Below are 15,575 nucleotides of genomic sequence, written 5' to 3' on the forward strand. Positions count from 1 at the left end.
CCGGACCGGCGATACCTGGCGGGAAGGCGGATTGAGGGGGCCGATGTCGAAATACCCGATGGCGTTAGCTTATCGCTCCTGGTCGCCGTGCAGAATCTCAGGCCGGGTAAGGCGTAGACGACAATGACAGAAACCGGCATCAGGCAGGCATAAAAAAGGGCCAGTTTCCTGGCCCTTTTTGCACGTCTCAGATCGATTACACTACGGTCAACTGGTGGTTTGCCAGCAGCGTCGCCAGATCGGTCTGCACGTTATTCAAGGTGGCGATAGTCGTGAAGTTATGCGCGTTGCCGCTGCCATCGCGGTCAATCTGGATCTCCACGTTATCGCCGTTTTGCACCACCTTCACGAAGTCGGCCAGATTGCCTGCCGCACTGTCCAGCGTCGCCTTGTTGTTGATGTAATGTGCGCTGCCGTTGCCGGTATAGCCGTTCAGCAGTTCATGAACATCAATACGAGACGTATTCGGCGTACTTTCCCATGCGCCTACCTTGAAGCCGGTAATCACGTCATGGCCCACGCCGCCATCATCTGCCACCGAGTTGTTGATCAGACGATACAACAGCGTGTCGTGTCCGCCCTGCGAGATATTAATGGCGTCATTGCCGCCGCGACCTTCAAACACGTTACCGGCGGTGGAGCCGCTTAAGGTATCCGCCGAGTTCGAGCCGTAGACCCCTTCGATATTGGTCAGGGTCACGGTGTTAAACCCGGTGTTCTGGGCGGTGGTTTTCGCCAAATCGACGGTCACGCCGGTATTTGCCAGCTTAAAGTCGATGACGTCGAGGCCGCCATCGGTCTGCCAGGTCGCCACATCGGAAACGAGAATGGTGCCGCCGCCGCCGTTGTAAGTGGCGCTGCCTTCTTTCGCCATCAGAATATCGTTATAGCCGGTGCCGGTGGTGGTACCGGAACCAGTGGTTCCTACGTTCAGGATATAACATTCATTGGCTTCGCCGGTGTGGATATCCCCCCAGGCGTCGCTGACCGTGGCGTTCATCTTCTTCGAGACGCCATTTTCCTGGTAAAGCAGTTCAATGCTGTAACTTTCGCTTGGATCTAACCCATAAAAACTGACGATCCCCGATGTGTTGCTACCGCTATAAGCAGCCCCATACTGTGGATTAAGAGTTTGAGTAGCGACCCGGTTGCCTTTTGAATCGTACAGATTAACGGTATTGCCGTAGTAAACGTTAAATCCTGCCTGATCCAGAATCCGAAAATGCAGTGCCGTACCTTTTTCAACGGTATTGGTATTATTGGTAATAAAAGGATAATTAGTACTACCAACGGTCAGAATATCCTCGTCGCCATCCCAGTCATAATCGAAAGCCACCAGAGCAAGTACTCCATCGGCAGTAGCTGCACTAGTTATTGTACTAACAGTAAAGTTTTTGCCATCGCCGCTGTTGGTTAAAAGCTGAAATTTATTAGAACTACTTGATTTAATAATGTCCATATAGCCGTCATGGTTCCAGTCGACCAGATAGGCTACGGTATTGGTATTTGCGCCGGTAATATTTACGCCTGTGGTTACCAGGGTTCCGTCACCATTATTTAAAAAGATTGCATTGGATGACCCCTTACTGCTCTGGGTATAGAGATCCATATAGCCATCATTATTAAAATCCGCCCAGAACAACCCTCGCGAAGAACTGGAACTGGTGGCCGTCGCACTGGTAGCAAAAAAGTCATCAATGGACTGCCCCCAGGTAAAGGTGCCATCCCCATTATTGATTAACGCGGAGTAGGCGTAGGCGTTGCCATTATAGGTTTGTGCCGCGATATCCACTTTACCGTCATTATCCAGATCCACCGCAGAGACATAGGTTCCCATAGTAATACTGGTGACCTGAGTATCCGTCGCGGCCTTCGCTGTCGAGCCGGTGCTGGTTGACAACGACAGTGTGCCGTTAGTGTTATTGATCCAGTAAGCACCACTGCTGTTACTGCTCTTGGTTGCCACGCCATCCAGATAACCATCGCCGTTTTTATCAAAAACCACCATAGCACCGCCATAGATTGCGGCAGATAAGTTTGTATATCCTGATATACTTTTTGACCAGCTCAGGCCACCAGGATTACCGCCCATATAAAGCAAATCTGTCACACCATTACGGTCAAAGTCAGCAAATATATTGATAGTGGTTTGATAGCCCGGCGGCGGCATGCTATAACCAGGTGCTTTTGTCGGGTCGGTGAATTTATACAGACAGCCAGTGTTAATATACCACGATCCGTCGCTGTTCAGGGTATATGAAAGCGCGGTAAGTCCAACTGAACCCAGTGTAAAAGTTGGCGTTACGAGATTTTGTTCCGTCACCGTCCCCGTTGCTATCGGACCCGTGGTATCTCCAATAATGGTTTTCACCGCAGTGGATACGGTATAGCCGCCTGTGGCGGCACTCGGGAACGCATCCGCATCCGGGATTTGCAGGTACCAGGTCTTGTTGGCGATATCCACGACTACCGTGCCATCCTTCGAGGTGTAGGTCTTGTTGTTGACCTTCACTTCCAGATAGAACGACGCTAAAAAATCACCGCCGGTAGTATCAAGGGTACCGGTAATCAGCGGCGTTTTATCCGTGGTGGTCTGGGCGGTGACAAGCGCTTTCACACCCGGAACCGGTTTGTAGACGATATTAAAATCGGTTGAGGCCACCCCCATATTCCCGGCATCATCCATTACCGTCGCTTTATAGTGATAAGTGTTGGCCGCCAGCATCGCCAGATCATCGCTAAAACTCCAACTGGTGCCGGTCACCGTGGCGTAACCGATCAGGACCCCGTCGCGTAAAATCCCCACCCGCTCACCCGCGGCCAGTACCTGGTTCAGCGTACCGTTTAACTTCGGCGTTGGGTCGTCGGTGGTTGTGCCAGTGCCATAGTTGCCCTTTGCTGTCCCCACATCGTCAGTATAGTTACTGACTGAAGCGGTTTTGGTCGGCGCGGTGGTGTCGACGGTCACTTTCTGCATTAACGCATTGCTGATATTACCCACATCATCCGTTATGCGGATTTTGTAGAAATAATCCCCATCGTCCAGGGTGCGCGGGTCGGCGTAATGCCAGTGGGTGTCATCGTCCATGGTGACCTTCACCCAACTGAATCCACCATCTACCGAGATTTCCGCCCATTCATTATCCGCCAGTACGCCACTCAGGGTGCCGTACATCGTAATCGATGTATCATTGGTGATGAAATCACTGTCGCTGATGCCGGTATCTTCATCAATGCCGGTGACAGCCGGCGTGACATCAGAAAGCTGGGTATCCACCACCACGGTGACGTCTTGGTCTGCGGTGGCGCTGATATTTCCCGCGAGATCGACAATCTGCACTTTATAAGTATGCGAGCCATCAGTCAGCGTCCGGCTGTCGATATAGCTCCAGTCAGTGTCCGTGCAGGCGACATTGACCCAGGTTGCGCCATCATCCATGCTGATTTGCAACAGCTCATCGCTGGCAAGCGCCCGGCTGAGCGTGCCATTGATCGTCAGTGAGGTATCTTTGGTTTTAAAATCGGCAGCGATACCGGTGTCATCAGAAATACTGGTGATGGCTACGGTGATATCATTGGGGGCCGCCGTATCCACGACGATCGTGCGAGCGTCATTGCCGCCCACGTTGCCAGCGGCATCGATAATGCGAACTTTGCAGTCAAAGCTGCTGGTTCTGGTGCCGCAGTCAAACTCCCAGTCCGTACCGGTCATCGTCAGCGCCTGCCAGGTTACGCCGCCGTCCAGCGAGATTTGCGCATATTCGCCTTCGCTTAGCGCATTACTGACGGTGCCGTGGACCGTCAGCGTGGTGTCGCTGGTAATAAAGTCATCATTGTAATAGCCCGTATCGGTGGTGATGCTGGCAACAGAAATGCTGGTAGTCGGCGCGGTGGTATCCACCACCACATCCTGCGCAGTCTGGCTACCGACGTTGCCGGCTTTGTCAATGACCCGTACCTGATAATGGTGGGTGCCTTCTTCCAGCGTTCTGGGATCGGAATAGCTCCAGTTAAGCCCGTCTACGGTGACCGTATTCCACGTGACGCCATTATCGAGGCTGATTTGCACCACATCATTCGACCCTAATGCCGCACTCAGGGAACCATTAATCACCAGCGAGGTATCGCTGGTTAAGAAGTCGCTGGTGCTGACGCCCCGGTCTTCGGTGATGGAATCAATAGAGACGATCTGTGTCGGCGCTACGGTATCGACAATAATCGTCTCCTTCACGGTTACGGTGTTGCCGATGCTGTTGGTGATGGAGGCGCTGATTTCATAGCTACCGTCAGTCAGCGCAGCAAGATCAATATCACTGACATCCACAGTCCAGATACCGTCCGACACGACTGCCGTGTAGGTTTTTCCGTTCAGCGTAATGGTCACCACGCTGTCGTCTTCCGCGTCGGTGGTGCCGCTGATGTGCTGCGTGGCGGCAAGTTCGGACGCGTTGACCCGGTTATCGCCGGTGAAAGGATCGATTTCCAGGGTAGCAGTAAGATCACTCACTCCGATCATCACGATGGCCGTATCAGATTTGTTGCCGGCTTTATCGCTGACGACGGCGGTGATGGGGTAATACCCGTCGCTCAGGTTAGTAAATTCAGACGCCGGGATATCCACCGCCCAGGTGCCGTCGGGTGACACAATGGCTGAATAGCTATTGCCATTGTTAAATTTCACCGTCACGGTTTGCCCCTCTTCAGCCGTGGTCACGCCGCCGACATGAATGCCGCTTACCTGCTCAGCCATGTTGACCACATTGTCATCGCCCGCCACGTTGGCGGCAAAAGCGATGGTGGGGGCGATCACGTCCATCGAGATAGCGCGCCCGGCGGAACCGTGGTTGCCGATCGCGTTATCCACCTTCGCGACGATACGGTAATTACCATCGGTAAAGGCGTTCAGGTCCGCGCCGGGAACGGTGACGCTCCATTTGCCATCGCTGGTGACGGTGGCGGTGTAGGTTTTCTCGAATTCCGTTCCTTCGCCGAGGATCACCATGACGGTTTTGCCGGCAGGCGCATCCGTGGTCCCGGAAATAATCTGCGATTTGTTATGCTCGGCTTTATTCACGAAATCATCACCCGTGAAGGCATCAATGGCGATGGCCGGTTTACTGTCATCCACCTTCACATTGCGGCTGCCGGTTCCTTCGTTACCGGCTTTATCGGTAATGGTGGCGGTGACGGTATAATCGCCACTCTCGATACTGGCGATATTGCCCTGAGGAATATTCAGCGACCATTTCCCGCTGGCGTCCAGCGTCGTGGTATAGCTTTGCGTAAACGTCCCGTTAGTGAAAACGACGGTCACGGTTTGTCCCGCTTCAGAGACCGATCCCGTTCCGGTGAGCGTCAAACCGTCTGTATCCGCCCGCTCGTCATCATTGATCACGTTATCCGTCGCGATGGTATCGACCGTGACGAGCGGTTTTGAGGTATCGACAATCACTTTGACCTGGGTGGCATGACCAATATTGCCATGCCCGTCGTCAATGGACGCATCCACCAACACCTCGCCATCGGCTAAGCCTTTCACCACGGCGGCGCTGACGGAAACCGACCAGGTGCCGTCCGCCTGTACGGTGGTTTTATAGCTGGCGCCATTAAAGACTAAGGTGATCTCCGCGCCTTCTTCGGCATCCAGCGTGCGACCGGTAATCACCAGATTTCCAGAACTCTTGTGTTCAACCGCGTTGATATAGTTATCTTCCGATACCGGATCGATAAAGACCTGCGGCGGCGCGATACGCACATTCACCTGCGGTATTGGATTGGTGACCCCCGGGTTGCCTGATTTATCGCTCACTTCGGCTTTCACGTCGTAGTAACCATTCGACAGTTCAGCGAGGTCCGCAACCGGGACGCTGACCGACCATGTTCCGTCTGTATTCACCGTGGCGGTGTAGGTGAGCTCATTAAAGGTCACCGTGATGGTTTGCCCGGCCGCATCCTGCGAAGCGGTACCGCTGATCACCAATGGCTGTCCCAGTTCGGTTGCGATCAGTACATTATCACCGGTGATCGGGTTGATCAGCACGGTTGGCGGCATCGGATCGTACGTAAACAGACGGGCGTCAATTGCCGTATTGCCGGATCCGCTGCTCAGTTCCACCGCAATGATATTGCTGTTACCTTCCTTCAGTCCGGTTAAATCTTCCTGCGGAATGGTGAAGGTCCAGTAACCATAGGCCTGGTTTTCTGGGTTGGATACGTTGGCGGTGTACTCTTTTCCGTTAAACGTGATGGTGACTGTGTCGCCATTCGCGGCATTATAGGTCGAGCCGGTGATTTTCAATCCCGCCGCGTCGGCGGCTTCGGCGGCGTTAACGATGTTATCAGCGGTTACCGGATCGATTGTAATTGCCACCTGGTTCAGGTTGACGACGGCGGTCGCCGTTTCAGCGTCCGACATGTTGCCGTAGGCATCTTTACCGGTAGCGGTAACCGTGATGGTGGCGTTGTTTTCCCACAGCGTGACGTCGGCCTGCGGAATTACCGCCATCCAGGTTTTACCGTCTTCCTGCACGGTGCCGTAGTAGGTTTTGCTGGTGGTACCGTCGCTGACTACAACGGTAATCACATCGCCGGAGGCCAGGTTCTGGGCGCTGCCGCTGATAATGAGCGACTGCGCATGTTCCAGTTTGTTCACCACGCCGTCGCCGGACAGCGTGTCCACCGTGATGATCGGCGTGCGGATCGCGACGCCGAAATCATGGGTGTAATTCTCGCTGATGTTGCCGTGGTTGTCCGTGACCGTCACGGTCACGGTATTTTTGCCGTTATTCAGATCGCCCAGATCGGCGCTGGGTACGTTGACCGACCAGGTCATATCGGCATTGACCGTGGTGGTGTACGTTTTCCCGTTCAGCGTGACCGTGATGGTATCGCCTGCCGCGCCGTTAATAACTTTGCCGTAAATCTGCTGATCGCTCGCTGCTTCGGTGCTATTGATAATGTTATCGCTGGTGACATTACTGATGACGACCACCGGGGTTTGCGTGTCCACCAGAATGGTTTTCGAGGTGGTCGACGTGTTGCCGCTGGCGTCTTTTGCAATGACATGCACGGTATAGCTGCCGTCCGCTAATGATGCCAGATCGCTTGCCGGGATCGTCAGCGACCAGGCGCCGCCGTTGGCTTCGGCATTGTAGGTTTTACCGTTCAGCGTCACGGTAATCACCGCGCCGTCTTCCAGATCGGTGGAGCCCTGAATAATGAACGGCGTCTGTTTTTCAACTTTATTGAGCACATCGTCGCTACCGGCGGATGTGGTTGAGATAGCGATAACCGGCGCAATGGTGTCTACTTTAATCGCATGCTCCGCCTGGGCCGCCGGGTTGCCCGCCGCGTCCATGGCATTCGCCGTAAAGGTGAAATCGCCGTTAGCCAGCGCCCGGATGGTTTTGGCATCCAGACCAATGGCCCAGTCGCCTACGTCATCCACGGAGGTGACAAAGGTTTTGCTGTAGCCGTTCGGTCCACTCAGCTTCACCACCACTACCGTGCCTTCCGCCAGACCCGTTGAGGTACCGGACACGACCTGCGCCAGTTCGTGTTCAGCGGTATTGATGATGTCGTCACTGAACAACCAGTCTTCAAAGGCGAGGGTCGGGGCCTGGGTGTCCACGGTGACTTTTGCCGTGTTCGTCCCAATGTTACCCGCATCATCACTGACGCTGGCTTTTATATTCTGAACACCATCGGTTAATGCGCTGACGTCGGCGGCGGGTATGGAGACAGTCCATTTACCCTGGGCATCGGTCAACGCCGTATAGGTTTTACCATTGAGTTCAATGGAAACCGTTTTGCCTTCGCCCACATCGGACGTACCAGAAATCACTACCGATGCGCTGTGTTCCGCCTGATTGATAATGTTATCGACGGCAATCGGGTCGATGGTAATCAGCGGCGCCTTGCTGTCTATAATGGCATCCTGGCTGGCGTCAGCCCGGTTGCCCGCTTTATTGACGACGCTCACCTCGACGGTGACGTTGCCGTCAAGCAGGGCGGTCATATCTGACGCGGAGACGTCGACCTTCCATGCGCCCGTCGCATCCACTTTAGTGGTGTAACTTTTACCACCGAACTTCACGACGACCGTACAGCCCGCTTCAACGCCGATGGTCGCCCCGGTCAGCGTTAATGTTGCCGCTTTTTCCGCCGCGTTGATGTAGTTGTCCTGGGCGATCGGATTAATGGTGATGGCCGGGCCGTCTAAATCGACGGTGATATCTTTGGCGACGGTGGTGGTGTTGCCCACTGCGTTATTCACCGACGCCGTGATTTCTACGCTGCCTGCGGGCCATTCGCTGACCTCATCCGCGGTAAAGGCCACCTGCCATTTGCCGTCTGCTTGCACCACGGCTTCGTGAGCTACGCCATCGATCGTAATGGTGACGATACTGCCAGCCGTGACATTGCTGCAGGTCCCCTGAATCACCACGGCGGCGTTGTGTTCCAGCGCGTTAATCACGTTATCGCCGGAAACGGTGCCAATCACCAGCTCCGGCAGACCGGCATCAATAATGATATTGAGCGATGCCGAGCCTGTATTTCCGGAAGCGGTTTGCACGTCGGCAGTAATGGTTTTTTCGCCATCGCCCAGCGACTGGATATCTTTCGCCGCAATGCTGACGCTCCAGCTCAGATCGCTTTGTACAACGGCTTCGTAAGTATGCGTGCCAACATGGATAACGAGGGTATCGCCCGCTTTGACATTCTGCGCGTGACCAGACAGCGTTTGATCCACCAGGGCTTCCGCCACATTGACAATGTTGTCGGTGGCGAAATTATCAAAGGTAATGACCGGCAGATTTTTATCCACCGTTACGGTATGGCTGGTGGCGTTACTGTTCTGATACTCGTCCTTCACGCTGGCGGTCACGGTGATTTCACCGCTTGCCAGGGCGTTAAGATCGATAACCGGTACCGTGACGCTCCATTTTCCGTCGGTCACCGTCGCGTTCCAGGTTTTACCGCCGATACTGACGACAACCGGCGAGCCATCTGCCGCGTTGCTGGTGCCGCTTATCACCACCGGTTTACCGGCTTCGGCGGCATTGATGATGTCATCTCCTGCCACGGTGTTGATGGTCACTTCCGGCAGTGTCGGAATAACATTAATGATTTTTTCCGTTGTGGCGCTGTTGCCTGCTTTATCAGCGATCGTCACCTTCAGGCTGTTTTCGCCTTCAGGCAGCGCGCTAATAACGCTGGCAGGTACACCGACGGTCCATTTACCCTCGGCGTCCACGGTGGTCGTGTATGTTTTCGCGCCAATTTGCAGGGTGACAAGATCGCCTTCGGTAGAGTCTTTACTGCTACCGCTAATAATCAGGTTGGTATGTTGCTCAATGGTGTTGATAACGTCATCGCCCGCCACGACGTCAAAGGTTGCCGTAGGTGCGACGAGATCAAAACTCAGTGTACTGGATGAGGTTCCTTTGTTGCCGTAGCGGTCATAAGCATTCACCGTCACCGTCTGGTCGCTATGGGTAAGCGCTTCAACATCGGCGGCAGGCACGGTCAGCGACCAGGTGCCATCCGCTTTCGCGGTGGTGGAATACGTTTTACCGTTTAACACCACTTCCACCTTACAACCCGCCGGTACACCCGTAGTACCGTTTATCACTAACGGTTGCGTACTTTCAGCAATATTAATAATGCTGTCGCCGCCCGCCATGGTGATGATTTGCACTGTCGGAAGGTCTGTCGCGACCAGGACCGCCCGTGAGGAGGAACAGTCTTCGCCTTTGGCATTTTTAGCCGTGGCGTCAACCATTACTACGCCGTTTTCCAGACTGATCATATCCGTTGCGCTGACGGTGATGCTCCAGGTGCCATCGGCTTTCACGACGGCCTGGTAAGCCTTGCCCGCAAAGGTGATATCCACTAACTGATTGGCTTCAATGCCCGTGGTTTTCCCGCTGATCACCAGCATCTCACCTTTTTCAGCAGCGTTAATCACGTTATCTGTAGCAATACGATTAATGACAATCGCCACCGCGCTGTTATCCACGGTGATGTTATGGGTGCCGGTTATCGTCTGGTTATCCGCGCTGACGGCGGTGACAATAATCTCCTCGGTGCCGGTCCACAGCGCCACGTCGGCGGCGGGCACGTCCACGGCCCACAGGTTACCTGCCTGAACCACGGCGGTATAGTCTTTACCGTTGATGCTCACGGTGATCTGCGTGCCAATGTCCAGACCGGTACAGGCGCCCGCAATGGCGACGTTTTCCTGCATCTCGATGGCGTTGATAACATCATCGCCCGTGACTTTCATGATGTAGATACCCGGCAGGCCCGCCTGAATGGAAATATCATGGGCGGCGGTTCCGGTGTTGCCCCTGGTGTTGGTGACTTCCACGGAAATGCTGTGCGGGCCCTCGCCGAGCTCTTTCAGGTCGGCTGCGCTGATCCTGACGCTCCACTTCAGGTCGGTCCCGACGGTGGCGGTGTAGTCATGGGTACCCACATGGATAATCACCGTATCACCGGCGCTGGCGCCGCTGACTTTACCGCTCAGCAGTTGGTCTTTGCCGATTTCGGTTTCATCAATAATGTTGTCGCCGCAGAACGTGTTAATCGTGATTACGGGCAGCCGGGTGTCAACGGTGAGCGTGTTGACCACGCGCGTTTCATTGCCGCTCTCATCCGTCACTGCTACCAGAACATTGCTTTTACCTTCCGGCAATGCCGCAACGGCGTCTGCAGGTAGCGTTACTGACCAGTTTCCTTCACTGTCCGCGACAGTCTGCCAGGTTGTGCCATTCAGCGTGATGCTGACCGTGGCGCCGGGCTGATCGCAGGTGCCGGTGATAACCGCGGTACCGTTTTTTTCCGTGGCGTTGATAATGTCATCGCCAGCGATTTTATTCATATCAAGCTCAGGCGGCGTTAAATCGACAGTCAATGTTTTCTCCGCCGTCGCGCTATTGCCTGCCTTATCGCTGATTTTTGCGCTGATACTGATGTCATTGGCTTGCGGAAGTGCGGCGATATCGTCCGCGCTGACGATGGTTTGCCAGTTGCCGTCAGCATCGGTCCACGCGAAGTACTCTTTGCCGTTCAGGGTGACGGTGACTTTCGTTCCTTCTTCTACACCGGTGGTTTTGCCGGTAATAATCTGTGTCGTGCTGTGCTCGTTGATATTCAAAATGTCGTCAACAGCGATATTTATGATCTCAATGGTGGGAGCCGTGGTGTCGACCGTGAGCGTGCGGCTACTTTCTCCTGTGTTGCCGTGTGAATTAGTCACTGACGCGTCAATCACCAGCGCGCCGTCAGCATAGTCAGCCAGATCCTCTGCAGCGATTGTGATTTCCCAGGTGAGGTCCGCTTTCACTTCCACGGGTTCGCCGTAAGCAACGCCATTAATGAATACCGTGACTTTATCGCCCGCTTTGGCGCCGCTCACCGTACCGCTAAGCGTCTGGTCGCTGCCTGTCTCTGCGGCGTTAAGCGTATCATCGCCTAACGGATGAATGGTGATGGCTGGGGTTGTGAAGTCAATGATGACTGAGCCTGCGATTTGCGTGGTGTTGCCTGCCGCATCGGTGGCGACGACTGTCGCCGTCATGGTCGAGGATGCGAGCTGGGCGATAACATCCGCCGGGACCGTCACTGCCCAGATGCCGTTTGCGCATTCCGCGGTATATTCCACGCCATTGAATGTCACCTTGACGGAGATCGTATCTGCATTACAGGTTCCGGAAATTTCCAGCGCACTGTTCTGCTCGCTGAGATTGATCACACCCTCAGAGATAGCATCAATCGTGACAACTGGCGCAACCGTATCAATCACCACTGGTTGTGTTTTCTCTGCGCTGTTTCCGGCTTTGTCCGTAACAGAGACCTTCACATCAACGGTGCCGTCACTCAGCAGCGCCAGATCGGCCGCGCTTATGCCCACACTCCAGAAATTGTCATCGTCCAGAGTGACGGTATACGTTTTATTGCCGAGCGTAATCGTCACTTTGTCGCCGGGCTCTGCGCCTGTCACGCTCCCTGAGACGATCTGCGCCTGACTGTATTCGGCGTTATTTAATGTGTTATCGCCTGCAATGGTATTGATGGTTATCACCGGTACGACAGTATCCACGTTGATCACCAGCGTGCTGTCGGTGTGGTTACCGGCAGGGGTGGTCGTCGCGCCTGCGGTAATGGTGATTTCGCCTTGCGCCAGCGCGGCCAGATCCTCAACCGGAAGGGAAATACTCCAGCTCAGATCTTCTTTAATTTCAACATCAGAATAGGTTTTATCTCCTACTTTGATTGTGATCGTATCGCCCGGTTGCAGGTTGGTGACATGACCGGAAAGGGTTTGCGCGGTTTGCGACTCGCTATAATTCAGTTGGTTATCCGTGGCAAAAGTATCAAAGGTGATCACCGGCAGTTTGGTGTCGACGGTCACTTCGTGCGTCGCCTGCGCGTGGTTCCTGTCACTGTCGATAACCATCGCCGTGATGGTCCACTCGCCATCTTCCAGCCCCTGTAGATCGATAACCGGCACCATCACTTCCCATGCGCCGTCTGCGGCAATGGCGGTATAGCTTTGGCCATCATGGAAACTGACGATAATCACGCTGCCATCAGCCGCATCGGTAGTGCCGCTAATGGTGAGAGGCTGCTTTGTCTCCTGGGCGTTGATGATGTCGTCTCCGGCCACCGTGGTTTCGATAGTGATGGAAGGCAGTGTGGTGTTGACAGTGAAAGTCCTGGTGGACGACGCACTGTTACCTGCTTTGTCGGTAATGGTGACAGTGACGTTCTGTTCTCCGTTAGCCAGCGTAATGATTACCGATGCCGGTACGCCATAGGACCAGGTGCCGTCGTCTTCGACATAGGTTTTCCAGGTATGTCCGTCAATTGTGATTTCCACTACGTCGCCAGGTGTGGCGTTTTTGCTAGAGCCGCTGATAACCTGCAACTCACTGTGCTCAGCGTTATTGATGACGTTATCATCCGTGACAGGGTCGATTGTCACTTCTGGCGCGACCCTATCAAACGACAGCGCGCTTTCCGTTGAGCCAGGGTTGCCGTAACGATCGGTCACCGAGACCTGCACGTTGTAGCTTTCCTCAGCACTGTCCAGCGCCTGAACATCTTCGGCGGGGACGGTGACTTGCCAGGTGCCATCTGCTTTGATAACGGTTTCGTAGTTTTGACCGTTCAGAGTGACAATGACTTTACATCCGGGCGTTGCGCTGCTGTCACCAGTGATGATCAGGCTTTGTTCATGTTCTGCAATGTTGACGACATTATCGCCGCCCGCCAGTGATGTGATATGGACATCTGGCGTGTTCAGGGAGATAAGATAGGCGCGGGCGGTGTGGCAGGTATCCCCGGCGACATTGCTGACGCTGGCGACAACGAGCGCTGCGCCGCTTTCAAGTCCTGATAACTCCTCGGGATCGATATTCACTGACCATTTACCGTCAGCGTCAACCTGGGCGTCAAAACTCTTTCCTGCAAAGCGGATGGTCACGAACTGACCGGCTTCAATGCCCGTCGTGGCGCCGCTGAGCGTTAAGGATTCGCCTTTTTCCTTCGCGTTAATCACGTTGTCTTCGGTGATTGGATCGATGACAATCGCCGCGCCGGACAAATCAACGGTAAAGTTATGGACTTCAGTGACTTTTTCACCCGCTGCATTGGTGGCGGTTGCCACAATGGTTTCCAGTCCGTCCCAGAGCGCGACATCCGCAGCCGGCACGGTAAGCGACCAGAGGCCGTCGGCTTCGACAGTGGCCGAATACGCTTGACCATTCACGGTGACGGAAACTGTGGTGCCGGCCTCGTAACCTGAGCAGGAGCCGGTAATATTAACTTCGCCGCTATGTTCAATGGCATTAACGACATTATCCCCGGTGACCGGGTTGACATGCAGACCCGGCAGACCCGCCTGGACAGAGACGTCGAGCTTTCCGCTGCCGGTATTGCCACAGGCATTGGTCACTTCGGCGGTAATAGTGGTTAACCCATCTCCCAGATCTTTGAGATCGGCGGAACTGATACTCACCTTCCAGGTGAGATCTGCCTGGACGGTGGCTGTATATTCGTGAGCGCCAATATGGAGCGTGACGATATCACCCGCTTTCGCATGCGTAACGGTTCCGCTCAGTTCATGGGCGGAGCCAATCTCCGTGGCATCAATGATATTGTCGGTGCAGAAGGTATCAATGGCGATTCCGGGTAATTGGGTATCCACAGTAATGGTGTGGGAGGCCGTACCTTCATTACCGTCAGCATCCGTCACGGAAGCGTTAAAGGTCATTGCACCGTCTGAGAGTGTATTCACCTTCTCTGCCGGCACCGTAACGCTCCATTTGCCGTCGGCGTCGGCGATAATATCGCTGTAGGTTTGCCCGTTCAGCGAAAGACTGATCGTTGCGCCGGGCTGATCGCAGGTTCCGCTAATGGTCAGGGGCTGGCCTTTTTCCGCAACGTTGATCACATCATCTGTGGATACGGTATCAATGGTAATGACGGGCAGGGTGGTATGAACCACAACATCCCGCGCGCTGCTTCCCTGGTTTTTCGCCGTGTCGGTCACCGTTGCTGTAACAGTGAAATCGTCGGTTAGTGCTTTGACTTCGGCTGGCGTTAACGCCACCTGCCATTTGCCATCAGTGCCTGCCACCGTTTCATAATTTTTGTCGCCAATAGTGACGGTAATTTTGTCACCCGCCAGAGCACCGGTGGTTGAGCCGGTTATAAAGAGCGCTTCGTTGTGCTCTTTTGCGTTGACGATGTCATCACCCGCCACTTTATCGATGGTGATCACCGGGGCGCTGGTGTCGACGGTGATATCCCGTGTCGCACTACCAGTGTTGCCGTTCGCGGCAGTCACTTCGGCCGTGAGGGTGGTTTTGCCTTCGGCAATGGCGGCGAGGTCGGCCGCCGGGACGGTGACGGACCAGGTGAGGTCTGCTGCTACCGTAGCAGTGTAGTCAGTGCTGTTGAGGGTGACTTTCACTGTGTCGCCTTCAGCAGCGTTGGTGACTTTGCCGGTAATGGTCTGGTCAGCGGCCACTTCAGCGGCGTTAAGCAGATCATCGCCAAGGGCGTTGATGGTGACCGTGGGCAGGTGTGTGCTGTCGGCGGCGACGCTGAAGTCACGGGTGACGGTGGTGGTGTTGCCGGTGGTGTCGGTGGCAAGTGCAGTGACCGTGGCGATGCCGTCGGCGAGTTTTGCCATATCGGCTTTGGGTACGGTCAGGGTCCAGGAGCCGTTCGTGACGGTGGCATCATACGTTTTGCCGTTCAGCGTCACCTTAACGGTGACAACGTCGCTGCCACAGGTGCCGGTGAGCGTCAGGTCGGCGCCTTTCTCGGCGGCGTTGATGATGTCATCAGCGGTGACCCTGTCGATAGCCACCGCCGGACCGGTAAGGTCGGTGGTGATGTCGCGGGTGACGCTGCCCTTGTTGCCGGCGGTGTCAGAGACCTCAGCTTTAATGGTGGCGGTGCCGGCTTCCAGCGCCGTCACATCGGCTGCCGGGACGCCCACGCTCCACTTGCCGTCTGCGTCAGTGGTGGTGGTGTACGTTTTACCGTTCAGCGTTACG

1 protein-coding gene is annotated in these 15,575 nt (G+C 54.8%); it reads right to left on the bottom strand.

Annotation, left to right across the window (positions count from 1 at the left end):
- Positions 1-196: 196 nt before the first annotated feature.
- The gene (locus KE671_RS20490) at positions 197-15,568 is read right to left on the bottom strand and encodes an Ig-like domain-containing protein (protein ID WP_241029959.1); all 15,372 of its coding nucleotides are present in this window, start codon (positions 15,566-15,568) and stop codon (positions 197-199) included.
- Positions 15,569-15,575: the final 7 nt, after the last annotated feature.

The organism is Citrobacter amalonaticus, from assembly GCF_018252635.1.
GTDB lineage: Bacteria > Pseudomonadota > Gammaproteobacteria > Enterobacterales > Enterobacteriaceae > Citrobacter_A > Citrobacter_A amalonaticus_E.